Raw genomic sequence first — 17,987 nt, 5'->3', positions numbered from 1 at the left:
GACAATCCCATACAGGTTTAGTGGCAAATCTTTGAATATTTTGTGACGGAATTGTGAATGAATCCTCGTAAAAACATCCCCCTTATCGGGGGATATTAACCTTACTATTTCCCACACGGATGTAAATTACACACCGTTCAGCCTCTCCCGAATTTGGAAGCCGCCGGACTCTTTATCCCAGTTGCACGTCACGCACAAAGGCTTTGACCAAAGCAATGAACTTCGGTTTCGTCCGATTGGCCACCGCGACAACCTGTTCATGTGTAAGAGGCTCAAGCTCCTCGCCTACCGCCATATCAGTAATACACGAAATCCCTAACACCTTAAGTCCCGCATGACGGGCCGCGATGACTTCACCGACGGTAGACATCCCGATCGCATCGCCGCCAATTCGAGCCAGCATCGTCAGTTCAGCCGGTGTGCAGTAAGTAGGTCCTGTAATCCCCGCATAAACGCCTTCCTGAAGCTTCAGAGGCACGCCGTCCTCTCCCACTACCGTATGAGCCAGCTTATGCGCAAGCTCGCGATACTCGCGGCTGTACGCTTCGGACATATCCGGGAAGCGAACACCCAACTCGCTGTGGTTAGGTCCGATTAACGGATTGTCACCCGTCATGTTGAGATGATCGCTAATCACCATGAGATCACCGGCTTTGAAGCCGCGATTCATGCCGCCCGCCGCATTCGTCATAACAACGGAATGAACGCCGATTGCTTTCATGACATACACAGGGAAAACAACCTTTTTCATATCATAACCTTCGTAATAATGAAAACGCCCCTGCATCACGATGACTTGCTTGCCTTCAAGTGTTCCTGCGACAAAACGGCCTTCATGCCCTTCAACGGTTGAAACCGGGAAGTGCGGCACTTCGCTGTAATCAATCGCAATCGGATTTTCCACCTGATTCGCCATATCGCCAAGCCCTGAGCCTAAAACCAGCCCGATAACAGGTGCGACATCCCCTAATTTCCCTTTAATAAACGCTGCTGCTTCATTAATTTTCTCTATGTACGTCAATGCCATGTTGAATCTCCTTATCTGATAAATAGCCTTAATTTGTAATTAAATAGCCTCAATAATGCCCAGTACCAATTTCAAAAACTTAGGTTTAACTTTCTCCGTCGTTTCCATCACTTCTGCGTGGGAAAGAGGTTGGTCCAAAATTCCGGAGGCCATATTGGAAATGCAGGAGAAACCAAGCACCTCAATGCCTGCATGGCGGGCCACGATCACTTCAGGTACAGTAGACATACCTACGGAGTCACCACCCAGTGTACGGAACATACGGATCTCTGCCGGAGTTTCATAGTTAGGTCCGAGCAGTCCGACATAAACACCTTCTTGCAGTTTAAAATCTTGCGATGCCGCCACATCATGCGCCAATTTACGCAGACGTTTGCTGTACGCTTCCGACATATCCGGGAAACGAACGCCTAGTGCAGCATCATTTGGTCCGATTAATGGATTGCGGTACGTCAAATTCAAGTGATCGCTGATGACCATCAAATCGCCGACTTGGTAGGACTCGTTAATGCCTCCAGCTGCGTTCGTGACGATCAACGTTTCCACACCCAGCTCTTTCATAACGCGAACAGGGAAAGATACGGTTTCAGCCCCATACCCTTCATAGGCATGGAAGCGGCCTTTCATGACCAATACTTGCTTGCCTTTAATCGTACCAACAACCAACTCCCCCGCATGGCCTTCAACGGTGGATACCGGAAAGTGTGGAATGCGCGAGTAATCAACGACGATCGGCTGTTCGATTAGGTCTGCAAGCACGCCGAGTCCTGAACCTAAAATAAGTCCGATTTGCGGTTTAATTTTCGTTTCATTCGAAATAAAGGCGGCAGCCTCTTGAATCTTTTGAATCATGGAAGTTTCTGACATGTTATATTCCTCCTTGGCTTTTTCAGTTCGGCAGTCGTTTTATTTGAGAAGATGCAGGAAGCTCTCGCCTTGATCTGTAGGTTTTACACCGAAATTATCGGCAATGGTAGCCCCAAGATCAGCGAATGTTCCACGGATTCCCAGTGAAACAGGAGCCTCAAAGCTCGGGCTGTATAGCAAAATAGGCACATACTCGCGTGTATGGTCTGTTCCCGCATGTACGGGATCATTGCCGTGGTCCGCTGTAAGGATCAGCAGATCTTTGGGCCCCAGCTGCGCTTTGAGCTGCGGTACGAAGCTGTCGAATTCCTCCAAAGCTCGGCCATAACCTTCAGGGTCGCGGCGATGACCATATAACGAGTCAAAATCAACAAGGTTGGTAAAAGCCAACCCTTTGAACGGCTCGCCAAGCACTTCAATCGTCTTCTGAATGCCGTCTAAATTGCTTTTTGTGGATGTCGCTTTCGTGACGCCCTCGCCGTCAAAAATATCATTGATTTTTCCGATGGCAATAACATCATAGCCCGCGTCCTTCAAGTGATTCATCACGGTCGGCTCCGGCGGCTTCACGGCATAGTCATGGCGATTCGGCGTACGCTTGAAAGCGCCCGGCTCGCCGACATAAGGTCTAGCAATGACTCGGCCAACTGCAAATTCACCTTGGGTTAGTCGTCTCGCAATTTCACAAGCGCGGTATAGCTCTTCAAGTGGAATCACATCTTCGTGAGCTGCCAACTGGAATACACTATCCGCCGACGTATAGACGATCCAAGCCCCTGTTTTCATCTGCTCTTCGCCAAGCTCATCTAGAATTTCTGTCCCAGAGGCCGGTTTATTTCCAATGACCTTGCGCCCTGTCTCCTGCTCAAACTGCGAAATCAATGCTTCCGGGAATCCATCCGGATATACGTTAAACGGTGTAGAAATTCGTAGCCCCATCAATTCCCAATGCCCCGTCATCGTGTCTTTTCCAACCGACACCTCGGCCATTTTCCCATAATAAGCTTCTGGCGCGTCAGCGGCCGGGATGCCTTTTATCTCAGCGATACTGCCTAGACCCATACGCTGCAAATTAGGAAGCGAGAATCCGCTCACTCTCTCCGCGATATGTCCAAGCGTGTGGCTGCCTGTGTCGCCAAACGCTTTGGCATCCGGTAATTCGCCGATGCCTACGCTATCCAATACGATTAAACCTATTCGTTCAAAGCGCACACTTGTCCCTCCAAATTGTTCACAATGTTATCCACCCTTGATTATCGCATTTCCACTCTATGAATGCAAAACAGCAGCTTTCCCTTTTCCTTCAGGAAGTCGCCGCTGTCATCTTTTACATATTCGCTCTCGGATGAGCGCGGTTGTAAACATCTTTCATTTTGAGCTTGGTAACTTGTACATACAGCTGTGTGGACGAAATATCGGAATGTCCCAGCATCTCTTGAACAGATCTTAAATCTGCGCCATTTTCGATCAAGTGGGCAGCGAAAGAATGCCGCAAGGCATGAGGTGTGATTTCACTTTCAATCTTCATCTCATTTGCGTATCTTTTCAAAATTTTCCAAAAGCCCTGTCTGGTCATCCGGGTCCCTAAGTGTCCAATAAATAAAGCTTCTTCGTCCGCCGACTTCTTCAACAATTTCTTGCGATCTTTATGTATATAGGCGGATAAGCAGCGAATCGCGATTGAACTAAGCGGGATATTGCGCTCTTTGTTTCCTTTTCCCATACAGCGAATGAAGCCAAGTTGCAATTGAACGTCATCAACGTTCATCGAGATCAGTTCAGAGACGCGAATTCCCGTTGCATACAGCAGTTCAAGCATCGCTTTATCGCGCACACCGCTCACAAGCTCAAGATGAGGCGCATCCAGCAATTTGCCAACCTCTTCGACGGAAAGCACCTTGGGCAGCTTCTTTTCGGGCTTAGGCGCTTCAATGAAAAGGGACGGATCTGCGTCCACCAAACGCTCTCTCACCAGATACTGATAGAAAGCACGGATCGAAACAAGATTCCGAGACAAGGTAGCTGTAGCTCTGCCTAACAATTTCAATTGGGATAAGAAACCCGCAATGTTGGCTTTGCTTGTTTCTTTCCAAGCTGTAATCCCCTGCCGCTCTAAATAGTCAACAAACTGCTGCAGGTCTCTTTCGTAAGATTCCAGTGTATTCTTGGATAGTCCGCGTTCTACAGACAAAAATCGGATGAAGGATTGCAAATCAACCATCATCATGTTATGTAGCTCCTTCGTTAACCTGCCATATTTCTAACAGATAGCATTCAACGATGGACCTCCGAACTCCTCTTTTATTCACCATACCAATAAAATAAGCGCAGCCTGTCACTCATTTTATCTGACTCCGGAAACGATGCATGCTCATGCTGTCCAAATACCTTGACGGAATTGCCCGCTGGCGCACGGTAGCGGTTCACAGGCTCTATCCAGCTGGTGAGTACTACCATCACTTGATACAGAACAACCGTCAATGTCATGAAAAGCAGCATAAAGCGCAAGCGAACAAGTAATTTTCGATAGGAAAAAATCATAGGCCAGGTCCCCATTTCTGTCCCTTTCTTTAGGACAGGATATGAGGCTCAGGCCCTGTTTATGACAAATCGGACAACTTCACATACGGCATCCCCAGCGCTTCAGCAACAGCTGGATGGGTTACGCTGCCTTTGTACGTGTTAACCCCCAATTGCAAAGCGTAATTACCTGTGATTGCCTCTGTTAATCCTTTATTGGCAAGCTCCAAAGCGTAGGGCAATGTTACGTTCGTCAACGCAAGCGTCGAAGTGCGTGGGACTGCGCCGGGCATATTCGCTACTGCATAATGCACGACGCCGTGTGTTTCATAGGTAGGGCTGCTATGCGTAGTCACCCGGTCGATCGTTTCGATCGAACCGCCTTGATCCACGGCGACATCCACGATGACAGCTCCAGGCTTCATCGTTTTGACCATCGCCTCTGTCACCAGTCTTGGCGCTCTTGCTCCCGGAATAAGCACAGCCCCGATCAAGAGATCTGCTTTGGCAACGGCGCTTGCTATATTAAACGGATTCGACATCAACGTATTCAGCCGGCCACCGAAAATATCGTCCAAGGCACGCATCCGATCCGCGCTCCGTTCGACAATGGCGACGTTAGCTCCTAAACCAAGCGCCATCTTGGCTGCATTGGTTCCGACAATGCCTCCGCCAAGGATGACAACATTCGCCGGCGGCACGCCTGGCACGCCGCCCAATAGAATACCGCGCCCGCCATAAAACTTCTCCAGAAAATGAGCGCCGATCTGGACGGACATACGACCGGCAACTTCGCTCATTGGCGTTAGCAGAGGAAGCGATCCATTCGCGAGCTGAATGGTTTCATAGGCAACACCTGTCACCTTCTTGTTCAACAGATGTTCTGCCAAATCCCCCGCTGCAGCCAAATGCAAGTAAGTGAACAGCACCTGTCCCTCGCGGAAATAGCCATATTCGGCGGGGAGCGGTTCTTTCACTTTCATAATCATATCGCTGCGCGCCCATACCTCAGCGGCATCCGCTATAAGAACGGCGCCTTCCTTGGCATAATCCTCGTCGCTGAACCCGCTGCCCGCTCCGGCACCGGCTTCAACGAGCACTTTATGTCCTGCCATAATAAGCGTCGTTGCTCCGCCGGGAGTCAAAGCGACGCGATTTTCATTATTTTTTATTTCCTTTGGGACGCCGATCACAAATAATTGCTCCGTCATTCGCGTCTACCTTCTTTCTCATGAACGTTAGTCATAATGTACCCATGCTTCCAGTCCAATTATGTGGAAGGAGATTCTATTTTCTAATATCCAGTATATGAGAAATATGCAAAAATGCCTGTACGCACCACATGTGCTTACAGGCATTTTCTTTGTATAAACAGCTCTTATTCCGCGCTGTTATTTTTGGATTTGTCCAATGAGTCCGGTTTCCCTCGTTCGTTACAGCGATAGCATATACCTTGAAAATCAAGTCGATGATCCAGTACTTGAAAATGAAAATCCTTATCCAGCCTTTCTTCCAAAGGCCCGAGCCAGTCTTCCATAATTTCGTCCACGGTCCCGCATTGAACGCAGATTAAATGATGGTGATGGTGACGTGTGCTGTCATCGCGCAAATCATAACGAGCTACGCCATCGCCAAAATTCATTTTCTCCAAGACATGCAGCTCACTCAGCAGCTCTAATGTTCGGTACACGGTTGCCAGACCGATTTCCGGAGCTTTATCCTTCACAAGCATAAACACGTCTTCGGCACTTAGATGATCTTGTTCATTTTCTAATAGTACACGCACAGTCGCTTCCCGTTGAGGGGTAAGCTTGTACCCTTGGGATTGCAACTGCTGCTTAATTTTCTCAATCCTTGCTTCCATATGCCTCCCCCTCAGAAAGGTGGGCATCCAAGCCCAATTTTAGCCACTCTTTTCATTATAGGGGGAGCTTACTGACAAAGTCAAACAGAAACATGTTGTTTTCTGTCATCCATAGAGCGGAACCAGCATCGGCGTGACCCATTTCATCATCAATTGCGACACATATCCCTCCCAAAGTGCTGCTCCAAGAAGGAAAACACCCATTAGCAGGGTCAATGTTGTGAAACGCATGAAGGGTTGGTACATGTTGCCATTGCGGCTCATAAACCGATTTTTGATCATATAAATGGAAAAAGACATCGCCGCAACACTACAGAAGAGAATCGCCGGAATGACGATCAAATTTTGCGGAGCTACAGAAACCAGCGCGAACAACATGCCTTTCCATGACATTTGACCGACCAGATAGCCGACTGTAAAGCCAATCAGAACACCCTTGAGGAAATCCAGCACAAGGATGAGCGGAAGGCCAATCACAGACAGCCCAAACAACCAGATCAGTAAAATCCACTTCATGTGCATGCCAAAAGATTGAACGAACGACTGCCTGCTGTCAAATTCGCCGCCGTCATTAATCTCATGAAAAAAGCTTCCCAAATGACGCGTCATCTCTTGCTTTTGCTCCAAGGAAAGCGCATTAACCATCACGACACCGAACACAACACCAATGAGAAAGAGTACGGAGACGAATATAAACAGCGGCAAATTGTCCTTCATATATTGTTTCATCGTTAGGTTCCTATTCACTCTCGCAGCTCCTCCCGTGTGTACAACCTCTACAAAGACAAGCTTATGAGCGAGAGCTGGAAACTATGAACGATTTTTCACTTTGCCATATCTACCGCCTCCGCCAACCTCAAGCGAAAGCGTACCTTCACGCGCACCAACCAGGTATGCGGCTATTTCTTCACCCACTTCACTTACCAATTCTTCCTGCGTTGTGCGATGCAGCACATTCATCTCCGTTCCAAAACGGTGAAGCAATTGATTCAATTTCTTAGGACCAAGCCCAGGGATAAACTCCAGCGGGACTTGAAAATGATACGCCGGCCTGTATGGTGGCAGATACGGCTCTTGGCGATCCGCCAAATCCAGAATGCGATCCATTACGCCTCGAACGATTTTATTGCTGCCGCAATCTGCGCAGCGCTCTACTGTGCCCTCTTGCTCATCCAGCACGGCTTCACACAAGGAGCAATAGGTTCTGTGATACTTGCCCAACCGGGGATTCAGCCCGTAGTTTGCGACCACACCACGCCCTTCTTGGCGATGAAGCGCTTTAACGAGCTCCTCATAAGTAGGCGCTGCTAACTGTATCTCGTTATACTCACGCCCGATTTTACCCAGCGAATGCGCATCCGAATTTGTAATGAATGTAAAAGGATCCAGCTCAGAAATCAGTCCCGCCATCTCCGAATCGGCGCTTAGTCCAAGCTCCACGGCAGAGATACCTTTCAGATCAAGCAGATTTTCCATCCTGCTCGTTGCGCTGCCGTAGACGCTTTTGTGAGGTGTGAAAATGTGAGCGGGAATCAGGATTCCTCCCCTGCCAAGCACCTCCTCCTGCAAGACTCGCGCAGGCACATAGATTCGCTGTGAGCTGAGCTCTACATTTTTCATATACCCCTTCATCCAGTTTGTAAAGCCCTGCATGACCTCGAGATTGGGCATATACGCTAATAAATGTGCCGGCCCCATGCCAGGTTCCCTGACTTCAATCTCACTTCCCAGCAAGACGGTTGTATCCCGGTACCCGATACCTCCTCCCTCCAGTTCTGTCATTTCGCCACGATCCAAATAGGTCAGTATGTCGTTTTGCACGGAAGGCGAATGGCAGTCGATGATGCCGATGATCTCCATCCCTTTTCGAATGGCCGCTTCATGGGCAATATTGAAAAAGGTAAGGTTATTCGCGGCGCTAATCTTCACAGCTTGACCGCTTTCGGTTCGTCCAATATGAATATGAAGGTCTACGTAATAAGACTTCATCTTAGATCTGGCCCGTTAACTTGTATAGCTGCCAAGCGTACACAGCCATAATGGTTTTGGCGTCGCTGATACGCCCTTCCCGCATATACTGCTGAGCTTGCTCCAGGGTAATGGCTTCACATTCCAGAAATTCATCCTCATCCGGATTGGCGTCTCCTTTGACCAAATCTTCCGCGACATAGAGATGAATAATTTCATCAGCAAATCCCGGGGACGTATAAAAGGAGCTCACCAACCTCACGTTGTCAGACCGGTATCCCGTTTCTTCCTCCAACTCGCGTAATGCTGCTTTCAGCGGTTCTTCCCCTGCATCCAGCTTGCCCGCCGGGATTTCAACCTGACTTTTCTCCAATGGTTTTCGATACTGCTCCACGACGATCATTTTATCCCCAATTAATGGAATCACCGCTACAGCACCAGGGTGCCTTACGATTTCTCTTGTTGCTGTTTCCCCATTTGGCAGAGTAACAGTGTCTAGCTGAAGGGATATGATTCTGCCTTTATAAATGGATTCCGTTTGTACAGTAACCTCTTCGAATTTCTTATGTACGGTCATTTCGACACCTCATCCTCATCAATTTCTAAAATGGCATAACTTGTCCTACTTTTGCATATCGATCATTATATCAAATTTCAACCGGAAAAGAGGAAGATCGATATGAAGAGCTATATCGCGGAAAAACAAATTCGTTTGGTGGGTAAAGCCTGGGAAGTCAAACATCAGCTCCAGCTCATGCTGAAGCAAGGCGGGCCGAACATCACGTTGATGGACTATGCAGCTGGATTGCACAATCCACCGCAGCGCAAACACCTTGGAAATAAATAGGGTCCTGCCATAACCCCCTTCCCATCGAGGTAATCGGCAGCGGATATAAGCGTAAGGACTCCGCGATTTGCTCCGCCGATACAGATGGCATCATCCTGATTTGATGCGTCTCCAAACGGTTCAGTTGCTCTTGAATTATCGCATATTCCTCAGTAATATTTTGCGGAAAAGGCAAGATAGCCGGACATCTCGCAGCAAGCTCCAAAGCTGTCAGCGTGTGGTGGCTGATCCCTCGATGCCGTGGCCGCTCATCGGCAAAAGAAAGGCGCGGAATCACAATCGGAGTCCCGCCTAAGGCGTATACGGCATTAACGAGCTCACCGACTTCAATCCCGGAATAGCCGTATCGTGTACCTGTACCAACAATCCCAGGTCCCATCGTTACGAGACATATGTCCGCTTTGGCAGCATATTTAGCCGCAATCAACGCGCTAAATTTATTCACTGCCTCCAACTTCCCACCATAAGCCTGACCATACGTTATTGTGCTTTGAAGCCACCCCATGGCCTCCAGCTGTGCGATATGCTGACTCCAAGCTAGCGGGAGAGCGCCTCCGTCCGTCATGATATAGGCAACGTTCCTCGCCATTTTTACCGGCTGATTCGGTTGCTGTTCACGGTATCGAAGCCAACATAGCGCCACAGGAAGCATACTGTGTAATTCCCCGAGCAAGACAGCCATCCCCTCCAGCGTTTTCTCCTTTTGAAAAAGAGGATGAAACCTGCTGTTCTCTTCCTCCACAGCAAGCACACTCCGCTGCAACGGGGTGTATTTGAGTTTCATAATATGTCCTTTGGGTAGACATTCAGCATCAGGGAGATTGCTGTCCATCGTGTCAGCAGGGAGGACGATGTGATAACCTCCTGAGCCTAATTCAAGCTCCTCAGCCGTTACATTCAGGATAACCACATCACCGGGACGAAGCGGGGGTGAACTATCGGTATAATGGACAGCGCGCTCCTCCTTGCCGCTATGCCGCATGATTACACGAACGACCTGCAGCCCTTCCCTAACCGAAATGACCGTGCTTACCTTGCCTTCCGCCCGCCTCAGCATCCCTATCTCCCCCTTTCAGCTCGTTCCTTCTTGCAGCATATGTGACTTAGCGCAGAGTTAAGCTTTTTATCAAAAAAAAACCGATTAGCGCACCAATATAACATTTGGCATCAACTAATCGGTTTTTATCGTTTTAAACTTTTGCAGCTTCTTTCACAAGAGCAACGACCAATTCAGCCGTTTTGACCAGATCGCTAATGGCGATATGCTCTTTGGTCGTATGAATTTCGTGGTAACCGACGGCTAGATTCACCGTTGGTATTCCCATGCCGTTAAAGATGTTCGCATCGCTGCCGCCGCCGGAGTGGAACGTGCGAGCTGTTAATCCAAGCGTAGACAACGCTCTGGATGTAAGCTGAACGATTGGAGCAGAATCATCATGCATGTAAGAAGCATAAACGATGTCTGCGTTAAACTCGCAAGTCGTTCCTGCATCTGCTGCCGCGGATTCACAAGCTTCTTTCATCGCAGCGATTTGCGCTTCCAGCTTATGCTGCACAATGCTGCGAGCTTCCGCTTCCATCTTCACTTTGTCGCATACGACGTTAAGTGGACCTACGCCGGAGAAACTGCCGATGTTCGCCGTTGTTTCGCTGTCAATGCGGCCAAGCGACATGCGCGAAACAGCCTTGGAAGCAACTTGGATGGCACTGATGCCATCTTCCGGATTAACGCCTGCGTGCGCTGATTTGCCATGGAAAATGATCTCGATTTCCGCACGGCCCGGCGCCGCGGTAGCAATATCGCCGATGCTGCCATTGGAATCCAGCGCGAAGCCGAATTCCGCTTCCATCATGCTGCGATCCATGGCACGGGCGCCTTTCAGACCGCTTTCTTCCCCTGCCGTAATAACGAATTGAATACGGCCATGAGGAATGTTTTGCTCCTTAAGCACTTGAATACCTTCAAGCATAGCAGCGATGCCTGCTTTGTCGTCACTGCCCAGAATTGTAGTTCCGTCGCTGCGGATGTAACCATCTTCGCCAATTTGCGGCTTGATGCCTTTGCCTGGAGCAACGGTATCCATGTGCGATGTAAAGAAAATCGTCGGGATTGCAGCATTGCTGTCCGTCGCTTCCAATGTACAGATCAAATTGCCTGATCCGTGACCGCTTTTTGCCATCGAATCATCTTCAACGACCTTTAAACCTAATTGACTGAACTTCTCTTTCAGCACCACACAAATTTCTTGCTCAAAGCGTGTTTCGCTGTCTACTTGCACGAGCGATATGAATTCTTCCACTAAACGGTTTTGCTGAATCATGTACTTTCCTCCGATACTCACTATGGGTTACAATAATACGGTACAAGCTTTTACGATAAAGGAGTGACTCTTCATGTTGCAGAATAGACGTTGGTTTAAAGTCGTGATTTACGTAATGCTCATCACCATGCTGCTATCCAGCATATTGTTTACTGCCGGATTATTTTTTGATTCCTAGTTTAATAAATTTTTGTATCGGCATTGTAACTTTCCAAATTTTCTTTGACTCTCTGCAGGAACCTACCGCAGATCACACCATCCAGAATGCGGTGATCAAGCGACAGACACAGGTTAACCATAGAGCGGACTGCGATCATATCTTGAATAACGACAGGCTTCTTCACAATCGATTCGAAGGTCACAATGGCTGCTTGCGGGTAGTTGATGATCGGATAAGACAGAATCGAACCGAAGGAGCCTGTGTTGTTAACCGTGAACGTTCCGCCAACCATATCATTCAAGGACAACTTGCCGGCACGCGTCTTCTTCGTCAATTCATCAATTTCTCTAGCCAGTCCGGCGATATTCTTTTGATCCGCCTTCTTGATCACTGGCGTCATAACCGAATCTTCCGTCCCTACGGACAGAGAGATGTTAATATCGCGTTTCACAATAATTTTATCTACGGCCCATACCGAGTTGATAATCGGGTAATCTTTAATCGCGTTCACGACCGCTTTCATCATGAAAGCCAAATAGGTTAAATTAATGCCCTCGCGGCGCATAAAGTCGTCCTTCACTTTGTTCCGCAGAACGACGAGATTCGTAACATCCACTTCGATCATCGTCCATGCATGCGGAATTTCCGTTACACTTTGGCGCATGCGAGTAGCAATGGCATTACGAATTGGCGTTACATCAATGAAGTGCTCATTGCGCGAGTCAAGCGAATGACCTTCCGCTTCAATGAGCGGCGTTTGCGGGTTCGCAGACAGATGGATGCCGGAGCTGCGCACTGGCAGATTGGCAGGCTGCGTCTCCACTTGCGGAGCCGGCGCACTGCTTGCTGCCGGTGCTGCTTGCTGATTCGTCTGAACGGCCGCAGCTGCAGGAGCCGATTTGGAGCCGCCGCCTGCGACGAATTGCTCAACATCCTTGCGCGTAATTCTTCCGCCAAGCCCTGTCCCAGGCACACGTGATAAATCTACGTTGTTCTCTTGGGCCAGGCGCTGAACAGCCGGTGAATAACGGCCGCGCATGCTTTGGTCGCTGCCTTCTTCCGGCACGAACACACTCGTGCTGCCAGCCTGTTCCGCAGCAGCAGCTGGCGAACCAACTGCTGCTCCTGCCGACTCCTCGATCAAACAAATAGCCTCGCCGACAGCCGCCGTTTCACCGTCGCCGACAATAATTTTCACTAAGGTGCCTTCAATCGGTGAAGGCATTTCTGTATTTACTTTTTCTGTGAAAAGCTCACAGAGTACGTCATATTGCTCGATATAATCGCCTGGCTTTTTCAGCCATTTGCCGATTGTAGCCGATACGAGGCTTTCCGCTAAATGCGGAACCGTTACCTCTGTGAGTCGACCGTTCGTTTGGTTCATGGGTGTACCTCCTAAGTTCAGGAAATGATCAATGGCATAAAATTAGACCAAAGGAATTGCAAAGCGATTAAAACATGGCAAGCTGGCGCATAGCTTCCTTCAGCTTATCGCTATTGAGCAAGAAGAACTTCTCCATAGGAGGGTTGCTGCCCACAGCCGGTGCGTCCGGTCCGCAAAGTCGAGCGATCGGTGCATCAAGTTCAAACAGCAGTTCTTCGGCGATGATGGCGGACACTTCGGCGCCAACGCCGCCTGTTTTGTTATCTTCATGCGTGATGAGCACCTTGCCCGTCTTTCTCACCGCTTCCAGGATTGCCTCTTTGTCCAAAGGCTGCAAAGTTCGCAAGTCCAGCACGTGGCAAGAAATACCTTCCTTCGCAAGCTCCTCAGCGGCTTGCAGTGCAAAATTCACAACCATCCCATAAGCGATGACCGTAATGTCCGTACCTTGACGCTTCACGTCAGCTTTGCCGATCGGCACGATGTAGTCCTCTTCCGGTACATCAGCGGACAGCGCAAGATATGCCTTCTTGTGCTCGAAGAACAGCACGGGATCCGCATCACGGATCGCTGCCTTGAGCAATCCCTTCGCATCATACGGATTGGAAGGCGCGACGATTTTCAACCCCGGCGTGCCGAAGAAAACCGATTCCGGACACTGGGAGTGGTACAAGGCGCCTGCGCCGGTCGCCCCGTAAGGCGCACGGATCACAATCGGGCAAGACCAGTCGTTATTGGAACGATAGCGGATTTTCGCCGCTTCGCTTAGAATTTGATTTGTCGCTGGGAAGATGAAATCGGCGAATTGAATTTCGGCAATCGGCTTCATGCCGTACATTGCTGCACCGATCGCTACACCGACGATAGCGGATTCCGCCAGCGGTGTATCCAACACGCGATCTTCTCCAAACTGATCGCGAAGCCCTTTGGTGGTGTTCAAGACACCGCCTTTGCCAACGTCTTCACCGAGGACGAAAACATTGTCATCCCCTTGCATTTCCTCCTGCATCGCAGATCGGATAGCTTCCAAATAAGTAATGACTGCCATAAATTAGTGGTCATCTCCTTCTGCGTAAACGTGGCGGAGCGTATCTTCCGGCTTCGGATATGGAGCTTGATCCGCGTATTTCGTAGCTTCGTTAATCTCTTGCTTAAGTTCTTCCTGAAGCTCACGATCCTGCTCATCGCTCCATAGACCGCACTCCATCAAATATTCTTTGAACTTGACAATTCCGTCTTTTTGACGATTTTCCTCAACTTCCTCTTTCGTCCGATACAGCATATCATCATCGGAAGTGGAGTGCGGCATCAGACGGTAGGACATCATTTCGATCAGGGTAGGACCTTCTCCGCGAGCTGCGCGATCTCTGGCTTCCTTGGTAACACGATACATTTCCAACACATCGCTGCCGTCGACTTGAACGCCCGGGAAACCATACCCAAGTGCGCGATCTGAAATTTTCCCGGCTACTTGTTTATGGAGGGGGACCGAAATGGCGTATTGATTATTTTCACAAACAAAAATGACAGGCAGTTTATGTACCCCGGCGAAGTTACACCCTTCGTGGAAATCCCCCTGATTGCTGGAGCCTTCTCCGAAAGAGACGTAAGTAACCAAATCTTGCTTTTTCATTTTGGCGGCAAGCGCGATGCCAGCAGCATGAGGGACTTGCGTCGTTACAGGAGAAGATGCTGTGACAATATGATTTTTCCGGTCACCGAAATGACCCGCCATCTGTCTGCCGCCGCTGTTAACATCCTCTGCTTTACAGAATACGGCAAGCATCAGATCCTTCACGGTCATACCAACCGCAAGAACAAACGCATAATCACGATAATAAGGCAGGAAATAATCTTTCTTGGCTTCCATGGCGAAAGCCATCCCTACTTGACCTGCATATTGCCCCATCCCGGAAACGTGGAAAGGAATTTTGCCTGCACGTTGAAGCATAAAAGCACGTTCATCATATTTAGCCGCAAGACTCATGACTCTATACATACGAATAACGACTTCGTCAGATAACCCTAATGTTCTATGCTTATAAAGCTGACCAATGGACATGGAGGTTGCCTCCTTAAAATAATTTAGATGCTTTTCTTATTACCTGGTCCTAAGACTTGACTCTATAAGCTTATTATAAACGCAAACGCTTATGATTACAATTTTTTATCCGCTAATGGCAATTCCATCCACAGCAAGCATAGCCTCGCCTAAAGCTTCAGACAAAGTAGGATGCGGATGAATCGTTTGTCCGACTTCCCAAGGCGTCGCGTTCAGCACCTGAGCCAATGCCGCTTCGGTAATGGAATTTGTCACATGCGGTCCGATCATATGAACACCGAGAATGTCATTGGTCACACTGTCGGCAATCACTTTCACGAAGCCGTCGCTATCGCCGTATACAAGCGCTTTCCCGATCCCTTTAAAGCTGAATTTGCCTACTTTTATTTGATGACCAAGATCGATTGCTTGCTGCTCCGTATACCCTACGCTGGCAATTTCAGGTCTCGTGTACGTACATTTTGGGACCAGATGCGCCTGAAGCTCGTGAGGTGTTTGACCTGCGATATGTTCTGAAGCAAGAATCCCTTCATGCCCTGCCATATGCGCCAGCATTAACCCGCCTATCACATCGCCGACCGCATAAATGTGGGATTCCGTTGTTTGCATAAAACGATTTACACGAATGACGCCTTTATCCACTTTGATATCCGTGTTTTCAAGTCCGATGCCCTCAATATTGGCTGCTCGGCCAACAGAAACAAGCACTTTATCAGCTTGCAGCTCGATCAGCTCGCCTTGCTTGTCCGCTTGCAGCGTGACCGAACCCTCCGCGATCTTCACAGAGTCAGGCAGCACTTTTGCGCCAGTCACCAAGTTAATGCCGCGCTTTTTGAACAAGCGCTCAAGCTCCTTGGAGATATCGCCGTCTTCCAGACTTACCAACCGTTTCTCATACTCCACGATTGTTACCTCAACACCGAAATCACGCAGCATCGAAGCCCACTCGACGCCAATCACGCCGCCTCCAATGATGATGATTGACTTCGGAAGCTCGTTCATCCGCAGCGCATCTTCGCTTGTCATAATATGTGTGCCGTCAATCTCAAGCCCTGGCAAGCTCCGAGGTTTGGAGCCCGTCGCGATCACCAAATTGCTCGAAAGCAGTGTTTCGATATCGCCGTCTTCCTTCTCAACCGATACGGCTCCACTGCGTGGCGAGAAAATCGAAGGACCGATAATACGTCCATTTCCGTAATGAACGGTAATTTTATTTTTTTTCATCAGGAATTGCAGCCCTTGGTGCAGTTGATCAACGATACGCTGCTTGCGCGCAATCACGTTCTCGAACTTAAGTTCAAGAGAACCTGCAGTGATCCCGTATTCCTCGCTTTTTTTCATAGTTGCATACACTTCGGCGCTTCGAAGCAAAGCTTTGCTAGGAATACAGCCTTGGTGCAGACAAGTGCCTCCCAGTTTCTCTCTTTCAACAACCGCCACCGTTTTCCCTAGCTGAGCAGCCCGGATAGCAGCCGTGTAACCGCCGATTCCGCCGCCTAGTACAACAACATCATATCTATGTTCACTCATTATATAATTCCTCCTATTGCCTTCTGTGCCATCATAGTCTCTACTATATTACCCTTTTTTGGATCGGAAATCATAGTCTTATTTGTGAATTAGACAGGCAAACCGTTTCAGAGTATGATGATAGAAATACCATGATCCCTAGATGTAAGGAGCAGCTATGAAAGCACCATTTTACCGATTTATCGCCATTCTTCTACTCGTTATTCCCGGTTTGACAGCAACTTATGGATTTCTCTCCATGAAAGATGCTTTTTTCGCACAGTTCGACACGGACGGCCACATGCTGTGGGGGAAATTTTTACTAGGCCTAATTCTATTTCTATTGGGTGTCGCTTTTATTGGTGGATGGACTTTCTTCCGCGACCGCAAACGCAATTATCTGGCTCCCAGGTTTAAAGCCAAACGGCGCAAATAGACCGGACCCTCAATTTCTCAAGTCCGGCCTAGACGGTCTAGCCAATTTAAGAATCGGTTGCGCTCGATCAGAGCGGTAATGGAGCTCACTTCAGCCTGTTTATGCAGCAAGATGAGCACGATCACAATCAGACATTGCATCTCCCAAGGAAGGGTCATGATGACGGTATATCCGAGCGTAAATCCTAGCAGGTTCGCTCCGGCGTCCCCCAGCATGCCCTTGCCTCGAACATCCATGCCATATACCAAATAACCGCCCAGGCATACTGGCCATATAGGAAAAACTAGAGGAATGCTACCGCCCGCCAACCATAAGGATACAACCACTACAGTCATTACACCTGTGAAAAAAAACTTCAGTGAACGCCCTGGACGCACATCAAGCAAGTTCAAAGCGTTCGTCATCAGCATAAGCAAAAGCATCTGCCCCCCTATCCACCAGATAGGGGTTTGCTCGTTTTCGGCCGACAACGCCAGCCATCCCGCAGCCGTGGCGATTCCTAGCGCCTTGACGGCTCCCATGGAGAACGTTTTCGTCTCTTTCCAATAACGATAATGACCTTTTAAGCCTTTCACAGCTTTGCTGCCGATTAAATCATCCGTCCAACCCAGCAAGAAAATGAGACTAGCTGCAAAAACAAACACCTGATGGTTCGTTTCAAGCGATTCCATCCTCGTCAAAGGGTCTAGCTGCCAATAGGCAATAACACGATTAGCCAATTGTAGAACAAGCTCCTGCAGCCATAGAAGCAGCCACAGCAGCGCCCCCAACCCGCGCGGGACCACCTGTCCGGCATAGTTCATTTCAACTTGTCTATGGCCCTCCAGGAACCTCAAAACGTGCGGCAGCAGCCATCGCCCGGCTGCCGCAATCACCATCAGATCGAGGAGCGATCCGATGAGTACCATAGCTGCTTCCTCTCCTTCCAGCGAGACAGCAGCGCCAAGCTGACCGCGGCAAATTGCCTGCCGCGATGCATGAACCCGTGCCAATCCCGCCCCGTTTCCCGGTGCGTGATTGGC

At 49.1% G+C, this 17,987-nt stretch carries 19 protein-coding genes and 1 pseudogene; 3 read left to right on the top strand and 17 right to left on the bottom strand.

Annotated features, from left to right (window positions below):
• Positions 1 to 172 precede the first annotated feature (172 nt).
• The 10 genes from PCH02S_RS32395 to PCH02S_RS32350 form a co-directional block, all read right to left on the bottom strand.
• Positions 173 to 1,027, bottom strand: a complete 855-nt coding sequence (locus PCH02S_RS32395; RefSeq protein WP_127458234.1) for a purine-nucleoside phosphorylase — start codon at positions 1,025 to 1,027, stop codon at positions 173 to 175.
• A 39-nt stretch (positions 1,028 to 1,066) separates the two neighbouring features.
• Positions 1,067 to 1,894, bottom strand: coding sequence for a purine-nucleoside phosphorylase (locus PCH02S_RS32390; RefSeq protein WP_127458233.1), 828 nt, complete (start codon positions 1,892 to 1,894; stop codon positions 1,067 to 1,069).
• A gap of 39 nt (positions 1,895 to 1,933) precedes the next feature.
• Positions 1,934 to 3,106 (bottom strand): phosphopentomutase, encoded by a 1,173-nt coding sequence (gene deoB / locus PCH02S_RS32385; protein ID WP_127458232.1) that lies wholly within the window; start codon positions 3,104 to 3,106, stop codon positions 1,934 to 1,936.
• 115 nt (positions 3,107 to 3,221) lie between these two features.
• Positions 3,222 to 4,118 (bottom strand): site-specific tyrosine recombinase XerD, encoded by an 897-nt coding sequence (gene xerD, locus PCH02S_RS32380; protein WP_127458249.1) that lies wholly within the window; start codon positions 4,116 to 4,118, stop codon positions 3,222 to 3,224.
• A 77-nt stretch (positions 4,119 to 4,195) separates the two neighbouring features.
• On the bottom strand, positions 4,196 to 4,435 hold the full coding sequence (locus PCH02S_RS32375) for a DUF4227 family protein (RefSeq protein ID WP_127458231.1): 240 nt from the start codon (positions 4,433 to 4,435) through the stop codon (positions 4,196 to 4,198).
• A 59-nt stretch (positions 4,436 to 4,494) separates the two neighbouring features.
• Positions 4,495 to 5,625, bottom strand: a complete 1,131-nt coding sequence (gene ald, locus PCH02S_RS32370; protein ID WP_127458230.1) for an alanine dehydrogenase — start codon at positions 5,623 to 5,625, stop codon at positions 4,495 to 4,497.
• 167 nt (positions 5,626 to 5,792) lie between these two features.
• On the bottom strand, positions 5,793 to 6,278 hold the full coding sequence (fur, locus tag PCH02S_RS32365) for a ferric iron uptake transcriptional regulator (RefSeq protein WP_127458229.1): 486 nt from the start codon (positions 6,276 to 6,278) through the stop codon (positions 5,793 to 5,795).
• 105 nt (positions 6,279 to 6,383) lie between these two features.
• Positions 6,384 to 7,025: a stage II sporulation protein M gene (gene spoIIM / locus PCH02S_RS32360; RefSeq protein WP_246069356.1), complete on the bottom strand. Its 642-nt coding sequence runs from the start codon at positions 7,023 to 7,025 to the stop codon at positions 6,384 to 6,386.
• A gap of 63 nt (positions 7,026 to 7,088) precedes the next feature.
• Positions 7,089 to 8,267, bottom strand: coding sequence for an endonuclease Q family protein (locus PCH02S_RS32355; protein ID WP_127458228.1), 1,179 nt, complete (start codon positions 8,265 to 8,267; stop codon positions 7,089 to 7,091).
• 1 nt (position 8,268) lies between these two features.
• Positions 8,269 to 8,823, bottom strand: coding sequence for an NUDIX hydrolase (locus tag PCH02S_RS32350; RefSeq protein ID WP_127458227.1), 555 nt, complete (start codon positions 8,821 to 8,823; stop codon positions 8,269 to 8,271).
• Positions 8,824 to 8,925: 102 nt separating this feature from the next.
• Between PCH02S_RS32350 and mciZ the strand changes: the two genes are divergently transcribed.
• Positions 8,926 to 9,093 carry a Z-ring formation inhibitor MciZ gene (gene mciZ / locus PCH02S_RS36785; RefSeq protein WP_127458226.1) on the top strand — a complete coding sequence of 56 codons (168 nt, stop codon included), beginning with the start codon at positions 8,926 to 8,928 and terminating at the stop codon, positions 9,091 to 9,093.
• On the opposite strand, the gene PCH02S_RS32340 is transcribed toward mciZ, so the two are convergent.
• Together PCH02S_RS32340 and PCH02S_RS32335 are read right to left on the bottom strand one after the other, a co-directional pair.
• Positions 9,026 to 10,150 (bottom strand): DUF3866 family protein, encoded by a 1,125-nt coding sequence (locus tag PCH02S_RS32340; protein ID WP_127458225.1) that lies wholly within the window; start codon positions 10,148 to 10,150, stop codon positions 9,026 to 9,028. The two genes, mciZ and PCH02S_RS32340, sit on opposite strands and share 68 nt — an antisense overlap.
• Before the next feature lie 133 nt (positions 10,151 to 10,283).
• A complete protein-coding gene (locus tag PCH02S_RS32335) occupies positions 10,284 to 11,414 on the bottom strand; it encodes a M20/M25/M40 family metallo-hydrolase (protein ID WP_127458224.1) in 1,131 nt (376 codons plus the stop codon).
• 73 nt (positions 11,415 to 11,487) lie between these two features.
• Here PCH02S_RS32335 and prli42 point away from each other — a divergent pair, with 73 nt between their 5' ends.
• The gene (prli42, locus tag PCH02S_RS36015) at positions 11,488 to 11,592 is read left to right on the top strand and encodes a stressosome-associated protein Prli42 (RefSeq protein ID WP_307719957.1); all 105 of its coding nucleotides are present in this window, start codon (positions 11,488 to 11,490) and stop codon (positions 11,590 to 11,592) included.
• Position 11,593: 1 nt separating this feature from the next.
• Here the strand turns inward: prli42 and PCH02S_RS32330 are convergent, their stop codons facing one another.
• From PCH02S_RS32330 to lpdA, 4 genes are all read right to left on the bottom strand, one after another.
• Entirely contained in the window at positions 11,594 to 12,958 is a 1,365-nt protein-coding gene (locus PCH02S_RS32330) for a dihydrolipoamide acetyltransferase family protein (protein WP_127458223.1), read from the bottom strand.
• A gap of 67 nt (positions 12,959 to 13,025) precedes the next feature.
• A complete protein-coding gene (locus tag PCH02S_RS32325; protein ID WP_127458222.1) occupies positions 13,026 to 14,006 on the bottom strand; it encodes an alpha-ketoacid dehydrogenase subunit beta in 981 nt (326 codons plus the stop codon).
• 3 nt (positions 14,007 to 14,009) lie between these two features.
• On the bottom strand, positions 14,010 to 15,020 hold the full coding sequence (locus PCH02S_RS32320; protein ID WP_127458221.1) for a thiamine pyrophosphate-dependent dehydrogenase E1 component subunit alpha: 1,011 nt from the start codon (positions 15,018 to 15,020) through the stop codon (positions 14,010 to 14,012).
• 105 nt (positions 15,021 to 15,125) lie between these two features.
• Positions 15,126 to 16,550, bottom strand: coding sequence for a dihydrolipoyl dehydrogenase (lpdA, locus tag PCH02S_RS32315; protein ID WP_127458220.1), 1,425 nt, complete (start codon positions 16,548 to 16,550; stop codon positions 15,126 to 15,128).
• 157 nt (positions 16,551 to 16,707) lie between these two features.
• Between lpdA and PCH02S_RS32310 the strand changes: the two genes are divergently transcribed.
• Positions 16,708 to 16,965, top strand: a complete 258-nt coding sequence (locus PCH02S_RS32310; protein WP_127458219.1) for a DUF2627 domain-containing protein — start codon at positions 16,708 to 16,710, stop codon at positions 16,963 to 16,965.
• A gap of 17 nt (positions 16,966 to 16,982) precedes the next feature.
• Here PCH02S_RS32310 and PCH02S_RS32305 read toward each other — a convergent pair.
• A pseudogene (locus PCH02S_RS32305) lies at positions 16,983 to 17,987 on the bottom strand (hypothetical protein); the annotation flags it as partial.

This window comes from Paenibacillus chondroitinus NBRC 15376, from assembly GCF_004000765.1.
Lineage (GTDB): Bacteria > Bacillota > Bacilli > Paenibacillales > NBRC-103111 > Paenibacillus_E > Paenibacillus_E chondroitinus.
This window is presented reverse-complemented; position numbering and strand designations above follow the sequence as displayed.